The 18,348-nt window shown below is 67.3% G+C and carries 12 protein-coding genes; 6 read left to right on the top strand and 6 right to left on the bottom strand.

All coding sequences use genetic code 11. The annotated features are described in order from the left end of the window. Nucleotides 1–63: 63 nt before the first annotated feature. Nucleotides 64–903 carry a M48 family metallopeptidase gene (locus JQX13_RS21335; protein WP_203410768.1) on the top strand — a complete coding sequence of 280 codons (840 nt, stop codon included), beginning with the start codon at nucleotides 64–66 and terminating at the stop codon, nucleotides 901–903. 91 nt (nucleotides 904–994) lie between these two features. Next, the gene (locus JQX13_RS21330) at nucleotides 995–1,654 is read left to right on the top strand and encodes a hypothetical protein (RefSeq protein ID WP_203410767.1); all 660 of its coding nucleotides are present in this window, start codon (nucleotides 995–997) and stop codon (nucleotides 1,652–1,654) included. 73 nt (nucleotides 1,655–1,727) lie between these two features. On the opposite strand, the gene JQX13_RS21325 is transcribed toward JQX13_RS21330, so the two are convergent. Next, on the bottom strand, nucleotides 1,728–3,917 hold the full coding sequence (locus JQX13_RS21325) for a M4 family metallopeptidase (RefSeq protein WP_343211120.1): 2,190 nt from the start codon (nucleotides 3,915–3,917) through the stop codon (nucleotides 1,728–1,730). A gap of 189 nt (nucleotides 3,918–4,106) precedes the next feature. Between JQX13_RS21325 and JQX13_RS21320 the strand changes: the two genes are divergently transcribed. Then, nucleotides 4,107–5,288 (top strand): DUF1615 family protein, encoded by a 1,182-nt coding sequence (locus tag JQX13_RS21320; RefSeq protein WP_239014983.1) that lies wholly within the window; start codon nucleotides 4,107–4,109, stop codon nucleotides 5,286–5,288. Nucleotides 5,289–5,327: 39 nt separating this feature from the next. After that, entirely contained in the window at nucleotides 5,328–5,711 is a 384-nt protein-coding gene (locus tag JQX13_RS21315; RefSeq protein WP_203410764.1) for a VOC family protein, read from the top strand. A gap of 57 nt (nucleotides 5,712–5,768) precedes the next feature. Here JQX13_RS21315 and JQX13_RS21310 read toward each other — a convergent pair whose 3' ends face one another. The 3 genes from JQX13_RS21310 to JQX13_RS21300 form a co-directional block, all read right to left on the bottom strand. After that, complete coding sequence (locus JQX13_RS21310) at nucleotides 5,769–7,244, bottom strand: M16 family metallopeptidase (RefSeq protein ID WP_203410763.1); 1,476 nt, start codon at nucleotides 7,242–7,244, stop codon at nucleotides 5,769–5,771. Then, entirely contained in the window at nucleotides 7,241–8,632 is a 1,392-nt protein-coding gene (locus JQX13_RS21305; RefSeq protein WP_203410762.1) for a M16 family metallopeptidase, read from the bottom strand. Before JQX13_RS21305 ends, JQX13_RS21310 begins: the two co-directional genes overlap by 4 nt. Before the next feature lie 88 nt (nucleotides 8,633–8,720). After that, a complete protein-coding gene (locus JQX13_RS21300; protein ID WP_203410761.1) occupies nucleotides 8,721–10,373 on the bottom strand; it encodes a bifunctional 3-(3-hydroxy-phenyl)propionate/3-hydroxycinnamic acid hydroxylase in 1,653 nt (550 codons plus the stop codon). A gap of 1,128 nt (nucleotides 10,374–11,501) precedes the next feature. On the opposite strand from JQX13_RS21300, the gene JQX13_RS54330 reads away from it, so the two are divergent. Beyond that, a complete protein-coding gene (locus JQX13_RS54330) occupies nucleotides 11,502–11,978 on the top strand; it encodes a hypothetical protein (protein ID WP_239014981.1) in 477 nt (158 codons plus the stop codon). A 20-nt stretch (nucleotides 11,979–11,998) separates the two neighbouring features. Here the strand turns inward: JQX13_RS54330 and JQX13_RS21290 are convergent, their stop codons facing one another. Then, nucleotides 11,999–13,147, bottom strand: coding sequence for a hypothetical protein (locus JQX13_RS21290; protein WP_203410760.1), 1,149 nt, complete (start codon nucleotides 13,145–13,147; stop codon nucleotides 11,999–12,001). Nucleotides 13,148–13,385: 238 nt separating this feature from the next. Here JQX13_RS21290 and JQX13_RS21285 point away from each other — a divergent pair, with 238 nt between their 5' ends. Next, nucleotides 13,386–16,670, top strand: a complete 3,285-nt coding sequence (locus JQX13_RS21285; RefSeq protein WP_203410759.1) for a DEAD/DEAH box helicase family protein — start codon at nucleotides 13,386–13,388, stop codon at nucleotides 16,668–16,670. A gap of 135 nt (nucleotides 16,671–16,805) precedes the next feature. Here JQX13_RS21285 and JQX13_RS21280 read toward each other — a convergent pair whose 3' ends face one another. Next, nucleotides 16,806–18,245, bottom strand: coding sequence for an IS1380 family transposase (locus tag JQX13_RS21280; RefSeq protein WP_203410758.1), 1,440 nt, complete (start codon nucleotides 18,243–18,245; stop codon nucleotides 16,806–16,808). Nucleotides 18,246–18,348: the final 103 nt, after the last annotated feature.

Here is an 18,348-nt window from a genome sequence, read left to right as displayed (position 1 = left end):
ACCCTCTCCCGGAGGACAGGCGAAACGTTGTTCCTCCTGTGTCCGGTGCGCATCTGGACTCGCATGAGATTGTATCTGATTCCCGCCACCGCCCTGCTAGGGCTCCTGCTCGGCTCGGGTTGCAGCACCGTGGCCTCGGCTACCCGCCCCGCCACCCGCGCCGTCGGCGAGCTCGTCCTCGGCCCCGAAGAAGAGAAGAAGATTGGAGACCAGCTCGCCGCCGAGGTGAAGCAGCAGGAGAAGGTCCTCAACGATCCACAGGTGCAGAGCTATGTGGAAACCCTCGGCCAGCGCCTCGTCGCCCAGTCCCCCAAGGAAGAGCGGCCGTTCAACTTCCAGTTCACCGTGATCGACGCACCCGACACCGTCAACGCCTTCGCTCTGCCCGGTGGTCACATCTTCGTCTACTCGGGCCTCATCCGCGCGGCGAGCAACGAAGCGGAGCTCGCCTCGGTGCTCGGTCACGAGATCGCCCACGTCACCTCGGGCCATGCGCGGCAACAGCTCGCCAGCCAGGTGGGCCTGGGCACCCTGCAACAAATCCTGCTCGGTAAGGATCCGAACCTCCTCGCCCAGGTCGGCAGCGCCATCGCCGCCCAGGGCTACCTCTCTGCGTACACCCGAGGCATGGAGCGCGAGGCGGACAAGCGCGGCCTGCAGTACCTGGATACCGCGGGCTATGACCCGGCCGCGATGGCGCGCTTCTTCAGCAAGCTCGAGAAGATGCAGGGCTCCAGCCCCAACTTCGTGGCGTCCTTCTTCGCCACCCACCCGGACCCCGGAGCCCGCGCGAAAGAGGTGAACTCCCTCATCCAGTCGCGCGGCTATGGCGGCGGCCAGCAGGCCATCGTCAGCCGGGACTTCCAGGACATCCAGGCCCAGGTCGGCGGCGCCGTGCGCTGAGCCACCACTGGACAGACCTCCGGGCGCGTGGCTTGCCGTGCCGGCCCCGGAGCACCACCTTCCCCAAGCAGGCGAGCGAGGGGAGCGTGGGATGTCGAAATGGGCGGCGGGGTTGGGGTGGGTGAGCTGGTGTGTCCTCTGTGCAACGGGATGCCAGAAGCCGGAGGTCGCGGTGACGGCCGCCTCCGCGCGCTCGGCCGTCTCCGAGGCCCCACGCGAGTCACCTCCCGCCCGTCCCACCGCCTTCGTCGAGTTGCCGGAGCCTCCTCCCACGGAGACCCGGGACGCCGAGCCTCCACCCGAACCCGAGCCCACGCTGGCCGCGACGGTCACTCACGCGGAGGAAGAGACCTCGCGACTGTTGGAGACGGACTCCGGCACCTGGGAGCGGGAGGAGCGCCGGGCCACCCGCCCCCTGCTGGAGGATGAGGACCGCATCTGGTTGAGCGAAACCGCGGAGTCGGCGCGAGCGGGAAACACGCGCATCTCCGCCAGCGCGCCCGTGGAGGAGATCACCATCGCCACCGGCACCGTGGATGGCCGGGTGAAGCGCGTGCGCTCCGGCACCATCGAGGTGAGCGACGACGAGGGCAACGTCTACGAGCTGCGCATCGACGGCCGCAGCCGGGGTCTGAGCCGGGGCCGCCGCATCCCGCTGAAGAACATCACCGAGGGCACTCCCGTGCGGGCCTCGTTCGACCTGGTGGGCCGTGGGGAGAGCCTCGCGCGCGACATCGTGCTGCGGCGCTGAGGCCTCCCTGGAAGACGACGGGCGGCCCCCACGAGGACAGCCGCCCGCCGTTCGCCGCACCGATTCACCAGGACTACGGCCGCGTGTAGTCGATGGCCAGCCTGTAGGTGGCCGAGGTGTAGCCGCGCACCATGATGTACGCGCTGCTCTGGCCCGCCGGCACCGTCAGCTTGCACGTCTCGGAGGCGCCCGAGAGGTACGGACGGCAGTTGTAGCTGGTGGTGGTGGGCTCCGAGCCGAAGCGGACGTACAGGTCGGGGTCACCCGAGCCCGTCATCACCACCTTGAAGGTGGAGCCCGCCAACACGTTATACGGGCCGTGATGGACGTTATCGTTCCTGGACACGCTGCCGCTGACCGAGGTGGACACCGGCGTGCCCGTACCGCCGCCACTGCCGCCGCTGTAGGTGCCCACGAGGGAGGCACCCGAGTACGTGGTGTACGCGTTGACCAACACGTACCAGGTCCCTGCGGCCGGGTTGGCGAAGGTGCAGCTCTCCGTGTTGCCAGTCGCCCACGAACGGCAGTCGAAGGTGCCGGTGGTCGGCGCCGCGCCGAACCTCACGTACAGGTCCACATCACCCGTGCCGCCGCTCGTGTTGAACACCAGGTTGGTATGACCCGGGGGGACCTCCAGCGTGTAGTACTGCTTGTTGCCGGTACTGCCGGCGATGCTCACCGCGACGTCATTGCTCAGCGGAGTGGTCACCGGCGGCGGCGCGGGCACCCCCACGGCCTTCCAGGCCTCGGTGACCGCCGCGGCCTCGGCCGAGCCCACGCCGAAGAGCGCCTCGGCGGCCTGCACCGTGTACGTCTTGGCCTGCTCGAACGTGGTACTGGACGTGAAGAGATCCGTGTTGGCCTTGTAGAAGATGCGGCCGGCCTTCTCCGGGCCAATGGCCGGTACGGCGTTGCTCGTCTTGCCGCGCGGGTGCGTGCCACCCTTGGACAGCAGCGAGAACACCAGGTTGGGGATACCGGAGCTGTAGTGCACGTCCACGCCCGAGGAGTAGTCCGGGAAGTAGTCGAGCGAGTCGCCGTCCTTCGCCGGATCGTCCATGTAGCGCAGCGCATCGTCGGCGGTGCCCGGCGTCCAGATGTCCTCGCCGACCATGAAGATGTCGGGAGTCGTGGCCCAGTCGCGCATCCAGCTCTCGCACACGCCGGCGAAGATGTCGGACATGGACTCGTTGAGACCACCGGACTCATCCGAGTAGATGAGGTCCGACTCCGCGTCCGTCACGGCGTGGGTGAGCTCGTGCACGGTCACGTCCAGGTCCAGGCCCAGCTCGATGGAGTTCACGCCGTCACCATCGCCGTACACCATCTGGGTACCGTCCCAGTAGGCGTTGACGTAGTTGCTGCCGTAGTGGACGGTGCTGATGAGCGCGCCGCCCGCGTTGTCGATGGAGTCGCGGCCGAACAGCGTCTTGTAGCAGTTGTAGGTGTCGCCGAGCTTGTCGTAGTTGGTGTCGACGTGGTTGTCGCCCGTGGCGGCGCTGCCTTCGCTGCGCTTGAGGGTACCCGGCGTGCTCGAGCCGTTCTCGGCCGAGTACACCTTGCGATTGAGGGCCGAGTGGATGAGTGGGTTCACCAGCAGGATGTCGCCGCGCTGCGCATCCACGTAGACGAGGTCGTCGGCGGGCATGCCGTCGCGCTCGCCCTTCACGCGTACCTCGTACGCCAGCCGCGGCTCCGCGCTGTGCTCGGTGCGCAGGTAGACCCGCTGTGCATCGCCCTGAGCGGCGGCGCCGCGCGCGGAGGACCCCTCCACGGCGACCTTCAGCGCGGCCTCGGGAGCCACCTTCGCCTCGGCGGACACCTGCTCACCCGTCCGAGCCGAGCCGTTGGCGGCGTAGATGAGCCCCTCGCCATCCGCGTGCAGGATGAGCTCGCCGCCCACCACGCGCAGCCCGTTGAGGGTCTGCTGGAAGCGCAGGTGCCGGTGACCCTGTGCATCCACCGAGGCCCGCTTGAACACCAGGTCCTCGCCGCTCACGCGGAACGCCGGGGCGATGTCCGTCACCACCTGGCGCAGCTCGTCCCTGGCGCGCAGCTCCCCCACCTCCCCCGCCGCCGACAGCCGGCCCAATCTGCCCGTCACGGCGTACGGAACACCGGCCTCGCTGCCCACGACGCGCACGTCCTTGAAGCGCGCCAGCGCGGCCTGGATGTCCACATCCTTGTCACCCGCCCGAACCGCCTCCTCGTTGACTTCCACCGTCGAACCACAGGCAGCGAGACTCGCACCCAGCCACGCCACACAGAACGTCCTCAGAACCCGATTAGCCAATGCACTACCTCTCTGAAAGAAGGCGCGCATTCCTTGACATACAAAGAAGGCCATGCCCAAGAGGCCGTCATGGATTTCAGTTCTGTATCTGATTCAAAAGCAATGAACGTCGATTGCTCTCCACTCGTCTCACTCCGGGGGACGGGGAACCGGGCACGGTTGTCAATTGTAGGGCGCGGCCTCGGGTGGCTGCCGCTGTGCGCGCTCCTGGTGCTGAGCGCCTGCAGCCGCAACGTGCGCCCCACGCCCCCCCTGCCCCCGCGCGTCACCGTGGAGCAGGCGACACAGCTGGTGCCTCCGGACGTGAAGGACCGGGAGGGTTGGGCGGAGGACGTGCTGGCCGCGTTGGACGCGCATCGGCTGCACCCCTCGGCGGAGGCGGTGTGCTCGGTGTTCGCCGTCATCGAGCAGGAGTCGGGCTTCCAGGCCAACCCTCCGGTGAAGGGACTGGCACGCATCGTCCAGCAGCGGCTGGACGCCTACGCGGACAAGCTGGGCCCACTCGGGCCTCCGGCGGTGAAGGCCCTGCTCGAGGGCAAGGCGCCGGGGCAGACGCGGACCTTCGAGCAGCGGCTGGCACAGGTGAGAACGGAGAGGGATCTGGACCGCATCTTCCGCGAGCTGTTGGAGTACTACGAGACGGAGTACCCGAAGACGTACACCGCGGCGGAGCTCGCGAGCCGCCTCTTCAAGTCCACGCGGCTGGAGGACCTCAACCCCATCACCACCGCCGGCTCCATGCAGGTGAGCGTGCGCTTCTCGGAGGAGCTGGCCGGTGGGGACGAGCGCGCGCTGCAGCGGGTGCGAGAGGAGCTCTACACACGGGGCGGTGGGGTGTACTACGGCACGGCGCGGCTGCTCGGCTACGAGGCGCACTACAACGACCCCATCTACCGCTTCGCGGACTACAACGCGGGCTTCTATGCCTCGCGCAACGCGGCGATACAACGGCAGGTGAGCCGCCTCACGGGAATCCAGCTGGTGCCGGATGGGGACCTGCTCGCCTACGACAAGCAGGGCGAGCCGCTGGACGAGGACAGCAATTCATTGAAGGCGATCCTCGCCTTCCGGCGGCGATACGCGCCGGACCTGAGCGAGCGGCGGGTGCGCAAGGACGTGCGGAAGGAGAAGGAGCTCGACTTCGAGGAGACGGACACCTGGAGCGCCATCAAGAACACGTACCAGGAGGTGACGGGCCAGGCCCCTGAGTACGCCCAGCTCCCCACGGTGACCATCCGGAGCCCGAAGCTCAGCGGGGATCGCTCCACCGCCTGGTTCGCCCAATCGGTGAACAAGCGCTTCCAGCGGTGCATGGGCCGCTACGCGGCGCTACAGAAGTAGAAGCCAGAACCAGAAGCAGACAATGGAACGGAGCCAGTCATGAAGATCAAGCTGACGAGCGTCCTGGTCGATGATCAGGACAAGGCCCTCGAGTTCTACACGAAGGTCATGGGCTTCAAGAAGAAGAACGACTTTCCGGTAGGGAAGTTCAAATGGCTGACCGTCGTCTCGCCCGAGGGCCCGGATGACATCGAGCTACTCCTCGAGCCAAACGAGAACCCGGCCGCGAAGACATATCAGAAGGCACTTCATGAGCAGGGAATTCCCCTGACGGCCTTCGCGGTCGAGGATGTCCACAAGGAGTACGAACGGATGAAGAAGCTGGGCGTGGCGTTCCGTTCGGAGCCCACGCAGATGGGGCCGACGATCGTCGTCGTCCTCGACGACACGTGTGGCAATCTCATCCAGCTCTATCAGGGCTGATCGACCTCCGCCCTCCGAGGGAGAGGGCGGAGGCGGACGTCCGGCACGACCGCGGCGCTACTTCTTCGCCGCGGAGGCCTGGGGCGCGAAGTGCGGGTCGGTGATGCTCATCTCGGTGACGGTGCCGTACTTGCGCGCCACCTCGCGGATGTCCGAGGCCTTGCCGATGAGCACCAGGGTGAGGTCCTCCCGGGAGGGCACCACGCGCTGGATGGCGGCCTGGATGCGCGCCTTGTCCGCGCCGCCCACCTTCGCGGCGAACTCGTCCACGTCGCTCGCGTCCAGCCCGTAGAAGGCGAGCTCGGACAGCTTGGAGGCGATCTGCAGGCCCGTCTCCAGGGTGGGAGGGAACTGGCCCAGCACGTACGCCTTGGCGGAGGCGAGCGTGGCGTCGTCCATGCCCTGCTGGCGGTAGCTCGCGAGCACGTCCAGCGCCATGTCCAGCGCCTGCCCGGTGGACTCCGTCTTCGTGTACGAGGAGATGGCGAACGGCCCGGGTTGGGTGTTGGCCAGCACCAGCGAGCCGGCGCCGTAGGTGAGGCCGGACTTCACGCGCAGCGCCGTGTTGAGCAGCGAGGTGAAACGGCCGCCGAGCACCGTGTTGGCCAGGCTCACGTCCACGCGCGAGGGGTCCGTGCGCGAGATGCCGGTGTTGCCAGCCCAGAAGTACGTCTGCGTGGCATCCGGCTTGTCCACCAGCAGCACACGCCGGCCCTTCGCCGGCTGGGTGGGCGGGGCCACCGGGGCCGGAGCGGACGCGCGCGCCCATCCTCCGAGCGCCGCCTCGAGCTGCTTCGCGAGCTTCTTCGCGTCGAAGTCACCCACCACCGAGAGGATGAGCCGATCTCCTCCCATCTGAGCCTTGGCGTACGCCAGCACGTCCTCACGCGTGAGCGTGGCCAGGGACGACTCGCTGCCGCTCATCGGCCGCCCGTACGGGTGCGCGCCGAAGTGGAACGCCTGGAAGTAGGTGCCAATGAGGCCGCGCAGGTCGCCGTCCTTCTGCGCGGCGAGCTCCGACACCATCCGCTCGCGCATCTTGTCCAGCTCGGCGGCGTCGAAGCGAGGCCGCATCAGCATGTCCGAGAGCAGTTCCACCATGAGCGCGGTGTCGCGCGCCATGAACTGTCCGTGGACATCGAGCGCCTCGCGGCCGGGGCTCACCGAGAGCGAGCCGCCCACGCTGTCCACCGCCTCGGCGAACTGCCAGGCATCCCGCTTGCCGGCGCCCTTCTGGAGCAGCTCGGCGGTGAGCGCGGCCAGCCCCTCCTTACCCTCGGGGTCACCCAGGGCTCCGCCGCGCACCATCGCGCTGAAGGCCACCAGCGGTACCTCGTGCTTCTCCACCAGGAGCAGCTTCGCGCCGTTCTTCAGCTGCAACACGGTCGCCTTGGGCAGCTTCACCGCGTCCTGCACGGAGGCCTTGCGCGCCTGCTGCGCCGTGGGAGCCTGCCCCGCCTTCGAGTCCTGGGCCCCCGCCGTGGAGGCCATCAGCAGCGCCGCGAGCGCCACCTTCCCGTTGAGCACCGTCATCGCGCCGCCTCCTTCTTCGCCTCGTCCGAGCCCGCCTCGGGTACCAGCACGCCCACCGTGCGGTTGTTCTTCGCGAATACCTTCGCGGCCACCTTCCGCACCTGCTCGCGCGTCACCGCCTCATAGCGGTCCGTCGCGCCGAAGAGCTTCTGCCAGTCCCCGTGGAACACCTCGTAGGTGCCGAGCGCCTGCGCCCGGCCGCTGTTGGTCTCCAGGCTGCGCCAGAAGTCCGCCACGACGATGTTCTTCGCCTTGCGCAGCTCCGCGTCGGTGATGCCCTCGGACACCACCTTCGCCAGCTCCTCGTCGAGCAGCCTCTCCGCCTTCCCCAGGTCCCCTCCGGGCGGCAGGTCCACCAACACCCACGTGAGCGACGGATCGAACCCCGCCCCCTGGTAGCCACCCACGGCGATGGCCACCTGTTCCTCCTCCACCAGCCGCCGGTGCAGCCGCGAGGAGTCCCCCTCCGTGAGGATGCGCACCAGCAGATCGAGCGCGGGAGCGTCCTCGTCCCGGCCGCGCAGGCCGTGGAAGGCCATCTGCAGCAGAGGCGCCTGCGCCAGCTTGCGCACCACCACCCGGCGCTCGCCCTGCTGCGGCGGCTCCACGGTGCGCACCGGCTCGGGCGCGGGCTGGGCGGGGATGGGCTCCAGGTACTTCTCCGCGAGCGAGAAGATCTCCTCGGGCGTCACCGCGCCCGCCACGATGAGGGTGGCGTTGTTGGGCGCGTAGTAGGTGCGGAAGTAGCGCTCCAGGTCCTCCTGCTTCCAGCTCTCGATGTCCGAGGGCCAGCCGATGACGGGAATCTGGTAGGGGTGGGCCACGAAGGCGGTGGCCTGCACCTGCTCCATGAGCAGGCCGGCGTTGTTGTTGTCCACGCTGGAGCGCCGCTCCGAGTAGACGACCCCACGCTCGCTCTCCACCACCTTGGGATCGATGGCGAGGCTCGACAGCCGGTCCGCCTCCAGGTCGAAGATGGTCTCCAGCGCCGAGCGAGGGAACCAGTCCTGGTACACGGTGACGTCCTCGGAGGTGTAGGCGTTGTTGCGGCCGCCGTGCGCCTCCATGACGCGGTCGAACTCACCGGGGCCATACTTCTTCGCGCCGTTGAACATCATGTGCTCGAAGAAGTGGGACAGGCCGGTGATGCCGGGGCGCTCGTTGCGGCTGCCCACGCGGAAGAAGTTGAAGAGGGAGACGCTGGGGTTGTCCGGGTCCGACCAGACGATGACCTTCAACCCGTTCTTCAGCGTCTTCGTCTTCACCTGGGCGCCAGGCTTCGACGCGGCGGTGGCCGACGTCTCGGTCCTCGAGGACCGCCCCTGGGCGCACGCGGCCGTTCCGGCCAGCACAAGCATTCCCGTGACGAGCAACTTCTGTCTGAGCATCCACTCTCCCTATGTGGCTCGAATCTCGTACGAAAGCCCCACCCAACCGGTGGGGCCGGCGTGAATTCCCCGAGGGCCCGTCCGGCCGTCAGCCCACCGAGGAGATGAAGGCGGGCGCGGACTCGAGGGCGCCCGGCTCCACCGTGCGCAGGGGCCCGTGGATCCACCCGCGCAGCGCGGCGGAGAGCCACGCCAGGTGCGAGCCACGCACCGCGCCGAAGAGGTAGCGGTCGGGGCGGAGCACGGCGATGTCCACGCGGTGCTCACGGAACCACGTGTCGAGCTTGCCCTCGACATCCACCACCTCGCCGGGCTGGGCGTGGCCGGAACGCGGAGGGATGATGCGCAGGCAGCGGGCGCCAATGGCCTCGGCGAGCACCTGCGCGGCCCGGAGCGAGGCCTCGCGGGTTTCCGGGTGCACCAGGATGGAGAAACCGGGGCCCAGCAGCTCGTCGAGCCGCACCTCCTTGCCACCCGGAGCGCCCACGCGGGGCTGGGGGAAGTACGTGCCCTCGGGAGCCTGGGAGTGGCCGCGGGAGCCACCCAGCATGAAGCCCCGAGGGATGAGGGGCCGGGGCTTGAACTCGAGGTTGCGGATGAAGCGCTGCACGCGGGGAATCCGGTCGAGCGCCCGGAAGACGTTGTCGCGCACGAAGGCGAGCGGACGACTGCCGGTGAGGACGATGCGGCCCATGTTCACGCTGGCCTCGAGCATGGCCTCCGCGTGGGGGCGGCGCTCCAGCTCGTAGGTGTCGAGGAGCGGCTCGTCGGCGTGGCCGTGGACGACGGACGCGAGCTTCCAGGAGATGTTGGCGGCGTCGCGCAGGCCGGAGCAGAGCCCCTGGCCGAGGACGGGCGGCATGAGGTGGGCGGCATCGCCGAGCAGGAACAGGCGCCCGTCGCGCCAACGAGAGGCCACGCGGCGGTTGAAGATGTAGGCGGCGGCGCGCTGCACGGTGGCGCGATCGGGGTCCACGTAGGGGGAGATGAACTCGCGGATGCGCTCGGGCTTGAGCAGGTCCTCGGGCTTCTCGTCCGCGCGGATCATGCATTCGACGCGCAGCTCGTTACCGGCACAGCGTGCGACGAAGACATGACGATGGGGGTCGCACACCATGCGGCAGAGGGGCGGAGGCGGCTCGGGAAGGAGGAGGGAGATGGCGAGCATGCCCTCGTCGTAGGTGGCGCCCACCATGTCGATGCCGGCGAGCTGACGCAGGGTGCTGCGGCCCCCGTCACAGGCCAGGAGGTAGCGGGCACGGACGGTGCGCTCGGAACCATCACGGGCATCGCTGACGGTGACCGAGATGCCCTGGGAATCCTGCGAATAGGCCTCGACGCGCTGGCCGAGCCGCAGCGAGACATGGGGGAAGCGCGAGAGACCGAGGCGCAGGATGCGCTCGAGGTAGGGCTGACTGAAGAAGCGGAGGGCCGAGTAGCCGTAGCCGAAGTCGGTGCCCTGGATGACGAGCCGGGCGAAGAGCTCGCCGGAGGCGCCGACGAGCTCCACCTCGGGACAGGTGTACATATGGGCATCGAGGACGTCGGCGAGGCCGGCGGCCTGGTAGATGCGCATGGCCTCGTCGTCACAGGTGATGGCGCGGGGCTGGCTGTGGGGGGTGAGATCGCGCTCGAGGACGACGGTGCGGACTCCGTACAAACCGAGGAGGTTGGCCGTCAGCGCGCCCACCGGGCCGCAGCCGGAGATGAGCACGTCCGTATCTTCCACCAGTGGCGTCATGGAACTCCCAACCTCGATGCGCAGGGGAGGGAACCCTGGCGGGGGAGAATCTACCGGATGGAAAGCGTCCCACCACGTTCGTTGTCACAGGGCTACCCAGCGGTCATCCGGACGAGGGGCGGACCGCCTACACTGGGCGTACCTCCCTCTCCCTCTGGGAGAGGGGCGGGGGTGAGGGTCTACCTGCCTCGCCGTCCCCTGAAAGCAGCCCGCCCCGAACCAAGAATCCTCCCACCGTGAAGTATGCTTGTGGGCAGAGCCCTCCCGCTGTCGGGCATCCTTTCCGCCACGGCCAGGAGTCGGTACTGCATGCGCTACCTCCATGTTCTCGTGCTCACCCTCGCGGCAGCGTGCTCGGGCCCCCGACGGTACTACCTGCATACTGAACTCCCCAAGCTAGAGGGCAACCTGTTCCTGGCGGTGGTCCCAGGACCCTGGCCGGAGGTGCCCACCGTCATCTCGGACACGGCCAGCGTCCCGGATGACCTGGTGCTCCCCACCCTCACGGGACTGATGAATTTGCCAGGAGCGTCGGATGCCTGCGATCCGAATACGAAACGTCCGCGCCAGGACGCATCCGAATACTGTGCCGCCATCTACCGAACCCCGCAGGACTGGCGCGTATCCTGGCCCATCCGGCAGGTGTTCGAAGGAGCCAGCTCGTGTCAGCCTCCGTTCGGAGGGGTCGACGATTCGGACTTCGGACGGGAAGTGCCTGTCCTCGGCTACGCCCACAATCACCCCTGTGGGTCCGGCCTCAGCAGCCAGGACTTGAGCGTCTGGCCCATGCTGAAGACGAGCGAAGGTAGCTGGGTGATGGTTGCCTACGGAGTCAGCCCCAGTGGCAAGGTGCTCCGTGACTCCCAAGGAGAGTTGATTCCAGCGTGGGGGTGGCTCGCCACCGGACACAAGAGCCAGCCTCGCTTCTATAAGTGGAATCAAGAGGGAAAGGTGTGGAAGTGGAACGAGAACGAAAAACGATGGGAGTTCCAGACCACCTGCAGGCCGCGCTCGTCCAGCATTCTCAGTCCCAAGGGTGTCCTGCCGGATTGCTCACCCGAAATGCGATAGCTGACAAGCCAGGAACTGTCCGGACACGTGAGCAACCCCTTCCGCTCGAGACCCTACATGCGCAAACCGCATCGCGTCATGCTGTCCGTGTTGCTGTTGGCCTGGACAATGAGCCCCCGAGCCAACGCCACGGAACTCATCTCCAGCATCAGGATTCCACTTCCCTTCACGACGGAATCCATCCCCGTCACCACGACGCCACCGCCTCCCACCCAGGACACAATCCACTGGCCGGAGGAGGTACGACCACTGGCGACATTGGACGCGTCCGCCATCCTCGCCGCCAATGCCGCGCTCCAGCATCTCCTGGCCCGCGTCCCACAGGAGTACGTCGGGACGTGTGACTACTCGGCCAAGGCCATGGAAGTGGTGATCGGACAGGAAGCAGGTCTCTATTTCGTCCGCATCAACCGGCGAGCGGACAGATGCGGAGTGAAGTTCCCGGAAGGCGCCATCGGGTTCGATTGGTTCGAGCTGTATGCGGTGTCGCCAGAAGGAAGAGTCCTGGCTCGCTACTACCCCTCCTCGCCATAGACGAGAACCACGAGGAGGCATCAGCTCAACCCAAGCCCGGCCTCATTCATCCGCCGCATCAGCCCCTGCCTGCGTGCGTTCCGATCCCGGATGTCCGCGAACCTCCTCTGGAAATCGGCCAGGGTTCCCCGGTGCTGGGCCAGGTCCCTCAGGTCCACGAGGAGTTGGACGCCCCGTGTATGATCGTTGGGGCTTCGGGTGGAGAAGAGCGAGTCCACCTCGCGCCAGACCTCCGATTCGCGCGCGGCGAGCGCCGCGAGCTCCCGAGCTCTCGCCCGGGCCGCCCTGCGGGCCTCGCTCTTCTCGCGCTCGACCTCATGAGCAGCGGCCTCGGCCCGGAGCTGCCCCACCGTACGCCGCGCCCCACTGCCCTGGGCGACCTGCTCACGGGGATGAGCCGCCCGGAACCGATGGAGCAACTCCGCGCCGAGCAGAGGCTCCGAGCCCTCGATGACGCGCAGGAGGAGCGAGTCCTTCTCGGAGGTGGGAAGGGTGGAGAGCCACTGTGCCAGCGCCTGCTTCGGCACGGACTCGGAGAAGGGGGCCGGATTGGCCTTCGCGGAGGCGGCGATCACGTCCTGGGGCACGAAGAGGAAGTTGGCGAGGGCATTGAGCGCCTCGGAACGCGCGCCCAGACCGGGCGGCACGGGTGGCTCCAACTCCTCGTCCCCTTCGTCCTCCTCATCCATATCCTCATTCTCGTCCCCACTCCCGGACGCACCAGCGAGCCACCCGATATAGAGGGCGCGCAGGTCGCCAGCGAGGAGCGCCTCGCGCAAGGGGAGGAGCTCGTCGAGCCATCCCTCCCCTTCTTCCCAGTCTGCATCATCCTGGTCGACACGGAACTTGAGGATGACGTGCTCGCCCTTGGTGCGCAGGGAGACGAAGTCCTCGCGCAGATAGGGCTGAGCGAGAGCGGGGTCGAACAGCCTGCGCGGTAGGCGGAACTGAAGCTCGCGGGAGCCCCAGCTGGCCACGTAGACGAAGGCATCGAAGTACCGCTCCATCAAGCGATCCGGGTCCCCGCGGAAGTCTCCATAGTTGTAGAAGTTGACGAAGCGGGTCGCGGAGATCTTCGCGCGAGAGGAGAGCTTGCGCAGCTCGGCCTGCTGGGCGGAGGTGAGCGGCCGGTCCACGGCCTTGAACTCGTAGTACTGGTAGGTGCTCATGGCGGCCGGAGGATGCACCTCGAGAAGCGACTTGAGAAGTCACCTCCGTGAGTTGACGTCCGCCGTCATACAGACCGTCCAGGTCTCGTAGGCAATGAAGTCGAACTTCTCGATGACGCCCCGAGTGCTTCCTCGGTGGTGTCTCGGGCGAGCGCACCTCGCAATGCCCTGCTACACCCCGAAACGAGACCTGCCGCGGTGGTTCTGAAGAAGGGTCCGCCTGCGATACGGTGCGCGCGTGAGTTCCCCCTTCCTGAAGATCCCTGAAGCCGAGTGGGTGGCCTCCAACGCGTTGGGCTTCGCCATCCGGGACCGCTACCCGGTGAGCCCGGGGCACACACTCGTGATTCCGCGCCGGCCCGTGGCCACATGGTTCGAGGCCACACAGGAGGAGCAGCGGGCCCTTTTCGATCTGGTGGACGAGGTGAAGCGCGGCCTGGACGCGAGCCACAAGCCGGACGGGTACAACGTGGGCATCAACGTGGGGGAAGCGGCCGGACAGACGGTGTTCCACCTCCACGTGCACGTGATTCCTCGCTACCGGGGGGACATGGCGGATCCTCGTGGAGGAGTCCGTCACGTCATTCCAGGCAAGGGCAACTATCTCGCGACCTCGGCGAAGCCCCTGGCCACGGGAGGCCTGGAGGATCCATTCCTCCGGCACCTGGAACCCCTGTTCGCGCGAGCCATGGAGGTGGCGGTACTGGCGGCCTTCGTCCAGGACAGCGGGTTGGAGGTGCTGCGCGAATCCGTGGAAGCAGCGCTGGCCCGAGGCGCTCGGGTGCGAATCCTCACAGGGGACTACCTCGCCATTACCCAGGCAACGGCATTGCGCCGGTTGCTGGACTGGATGAACGAGAGCGAGGCGCGCCTCGACGAGGGCGAAGCTCGCTCCGCGACGAGCCGGGGCTCCTTCGAGGCGCGGGTCGTGGAAACGGGAGCGTTGGGGTGTTCGTTCCATCCAAAATCCTGGCGTTTCGAGGGACCGGGGTTCGCGGCGGCATTCGTGGGCTCGAGCAACGTGTCGCATGCGGCCTTGCGAACGGGTGTGGAGTGGAACCTGCGCGTCGAGCGCGATCGGGATCCACAAGCCTGGCAACAGGTGGTGGAGGCGTTCGAAAGCTGGTGGGCGCGGGCGCTGCGCTTCGACTCGGCCTGGGTGGAGCGATACGCGACCCGAGCGCGGCGGGAAACCTACCGCCCCCCATCGGATGACGCGGAGGTGGAGCTCCCGGAGCGACCTCGCCAGCCTCATGCGATCCAGCAAGAGGCGCTCGTGGCACTGGCACGAAGCCGGCTCGAAGGGCGGCAGCGAGCACTGGTGGTGCTGGCAACGGGGCTGGGAAAGACGCTGTTGGCGGCGTTGGACGTGGAAGCGTTCCAGAAGGCTCGGAAGCAACGGGCACGGGTACTGTTTCTCGCACACCGGGCGGAGCTGCTGGCGCAAGCGGCGGAGACGTTCCGCCGGCAGTTCCCTGAATCGCGCTTCGGATGGTTCGTCGCGGACCAGTCGAGTCTCGAAGGGGACGTGGTCTTCGCTTCGGTGCAGAAACTGTCTCGGCCCGAGGGGCTCACGAGGCTCCGGGAAGCGCCCCTCTTCGACTATGTGGTCGTGGACGAGGTGCACCACGCGGCGGCGGCGAGCTACCGGCTCATCCTGGCGAGCCTGAAATCGGAGTTCCTGGTCGGGCTGACGGCGACGCCGGAGCGCGCGGACGAGGGTGATGTGCTGGGCCTGTTCGACGACCATCTCGCCTATCGCGCGGATGTGGGCGAGGGCATCGCTCGCGGACTCCTGGTGCCGTTCACGTACTACGGCCTGAAGGACGATGTGGCGTACGAGAACATTCCCTGGCGCAACCGGCGTTTCGACCCGGAGATGCTCGCGGCCGCAGTGCAGACGGAGGCGCGCATGCAGCGGATGTGGTCGGCATGGGAGGAGCACCGTGCAACGCGCACCCTGGTCTTCTGTTGCTCGGTGTCGCACGCCAACTACGTCAAGGATTGGCTGAAGGGCAGGGGCATTCGGGTCATGGCCGTGCACTCGGCGCAAGGCTCGGATGACCGGGCGGAGGCGCTTCGGAAGCTGGCGGGTGGCGAGCTGGACGCGGTCTGCTCGGTAGACCTCTTCAACGAGGGCGTGGACGTGCCGAGCGTGGATCGGGTGGTGATGATGCGGCCCACGGAATCGCCCGTGGTGTTCCTGCAGCAACTCGGACGCGGGCTCCGCAAGGTCGAGGGCAAACCAGCGGTCACGGTCATCGATTTCGTCGGCAACCACCGGGTGTTCCTGGAACGGGTGCGCGCACTGCTGGTACTGGCGAATGCAACGGAACGGCTATCGCTGCGCGACTTCCTCGTGGATGGAAAGGCTCCCGAACTACCTCCGGGCTGCTCGGTTCAGGTGGAATTGGAGGCCAAGGAACTGCTGGCGAAGCTATTGCCGAGCGGGCGCGGTGAAGTGGAGCGGGTGTACCGCGAACTGAGGGAGACCTGGGGGAGGAGGCCCACCGCGGGAGAGCTGTACCGGATGGGGTATCGACCTGCCACGTTGCGTGACGAACATGGGGGATGGCTGCCCTTCGTGCGGAGCGAGGGAGACCTGACTCCGGAGGAGACCCGCGCCCTGGAAGCCGGAGCGAAGTGGTTCGATGAGCTCGAAACCACGCAGATGACCAAGAGCTTCAAGATGGTGTCGCTGGAGGCGCTGCTCGAAGCCGGAGCGCTGGCAGTGGGCATGCCGCTTCCGCAACTGGCCGAACGCAGCCTGGCCATCCTGCGGCGTTCGCCGGAGCTGCTGAGGGACATCGAAGGAGTCAAGGCGCTGGGAGAGGACTGGCGCAACCCGAAGCCGGAAACCTTCCTCAAATACTGGAAGGACAATCCGGTCCAGGCGTGGGTTGGAGGCCCGTGGTTCCGGGTGGAGGCAAATCGGTTCGTTCCACGTCTCCCCATCTCCGAGAGTGAGGGGGAAGCATTCCTGAACCTGACACGCGAGCTGGTGGACTACCGTCTCGCGCAGTACCGCGCCCGGCAGCGCATGGAGACGCTCGGGTCTGCCTTCGAAGCCAAGATCATTCGAAACGCGCGAGACCCCATCATCAAGCTGCCATCACGCACGAAACGAACGGACCTGCCAGAGGGCGAGACGGACGTGAGGCTGCCGGATGGCAGTCCCTGGCGATTCCGGATGGCCAAGGAGTTCTGCAATGTGGCACGGCCGGTGGGAACGGATCGCAACACATTGCCGGACCTGCTGCGGCGTTGGTTCGGTCCCACGGTGGGTCTGCCGGGCACGGCGTTCCACGTCCGCTTCACTCCCGGACTTGATGGTTGGAGCGTGGCCCCCGTCGAAGCGGAGGTGATACCCCTCTCTCAGAGGGGAACGCTCGTGGCATTCCCAAGCATCCGTGCCGCGGCGGGAGCAGCCACCCTCTCCGTGGCGCTAGAGAGCGCTCCAGAGGCAGAGCGCGTGAGCCCACCATATTCGCGACGACTGGCTCAAGACATGCATGAAGGCTGAGGTCGAGCGCGTTGGGTTGAGTTATCGGGCACAAGGCAGAGGAAGCCCGCCCCGGGGCAGCGGGTAGCAAGCAGGAGGAGATGGAGAGGGGAGTGGGGAGAGTGCGACACGTGAGCTGCAATTGACTCCAGGCAGCTACGTGATTTGCGCTGTGCTCAGCGAGCCCAGCTTCGTCCACAGCTTCTGCCAGAGGCTGGCCGACTCCCGGCCAATGACCAGCACCACTCTTCTGGCGTGTAACAGCACCCGCGCGGCTACTTTGAGCACCCGCTCGCGCACACGGAGCAGCCCCCAGCCCTCGCCCGTGGCCTGCTCCATCAGCACGCGCGCGGCGTGCACCAGGTTGTAGGCCAGGGCATTGAGCAACAGGCGTACCTCGTTGTTGGCGAAGGCGTCGATGGACACCGCGCGCTGGACGGGCGGCTGCCCCCGGTACTTGGACTTGGGCCGTCTGGCCGAGGAGAGCGCCGGGGCCAGCACGTCCATGAGCTCTCCGAAGTGGCCCTCCGCCGTGCCGCGTTGGCGGTAGTGCTCCAGCAGCGCCTGTGCCGGCATCTGCTCCTTGCTCCAGCTCGTCACCAGCCAGAAGGCGTGCGGGAAGAGCTCGTCCTTCCTCTCCAGCACTACCAACACCACGCGCCGCGCACGGCTCCAGCCCTGCGCCTGGTACTCCCATTCGTACAGGTGGGTGCCCGGCTCCCCCAGCGGCACTCCCGAATTCATGAAGCGCGGCAGCGCCGCCTCCCGCTGCAACACGCTGGTGTTGCGCACGCGCGCCACGTAGGGCGTGCCTCGCTCCTCCAGCTTCGCCAGCAGCTTCTCCTCGGGAAAGCCCGCGTCGAAGCGCACCGCCGCCACCTCACACACCTCCTTCTCCACTCGCCCCAGCAACTCGTCGATGAATTCCAGCGCTCCATTGGCGCTGTGCACGTTTCCCTCGCGCAACCTCACGTCCAGCAGGTCTCCCGTCTCGGCGAGACTGGCGACAATCGGGTGGTACATGCGTACTCCGTAGTGCCCGTTGTACGCGCTGCCCTCCTGGTGCCCATGCACCTCCACCGGCAACCCGTCCACGTCCACCGTCACCTGCTTGAGCTTCTGGCCCTTGGGCTGCTGCGCCCTCAGCCTCCGCCCCGTCTGCCACACCAGCGCCTCGTGCAGCACCTTCCGGTTTTCCTCTCGCGCCAACATGGCCGTCAGCCGCGACAAGGTGGGCTGTGAGGCCAACCCCTCCGCTCCCCCCTCTTTCCCCCTCAGCGGCACGCTGCTCTTGCTGTCCGACACCGCCAACCTCAACGCCGCGTCCCTCCTGAGCGCGTCCGCGTCGTCGTGGTCTCTCCACCCTTGCCCCAACAGCAGAAGGTCCGTGCGCACCAACTCCCTCAGCGAGTGGGTTATCCGCTTCTCGTCTCGCGTGTCCGTCAACATCTCCCCCAGCCAGCGCGTCAGCCCCAACCGCTCGTCCACCTCCCTCAGCAGCACCGCACCTGCCTCCGACGTCAACCGCTCCGCCCTCGCCTCCAGCTTCACGGAGCCGTTGAACTCCAGCCCGAAGTCGTTGAGGATTTCACCCATGACGCGCCTCCTGCCTTGTGGTGGTGGATGTCTGAACAACACCCCTCTACCACTCGGGAGGTCAGGCGCGTCACCCTCCTTTTCCGGTCATCCTCCTGCACCT

It is taken from the genome of Archangium violaceum (genome assembly GCF_016859125.1).
Classification (GTDB): domain Bacteria; phylum Myxococcota; class Myxococcia; order Myxococcales; family Myxococcaceae; genus Archangium; species Archangium violaceum_A.
This window is presented reverse-complemented; position numbering and strand designations above follow the sequence as displayed.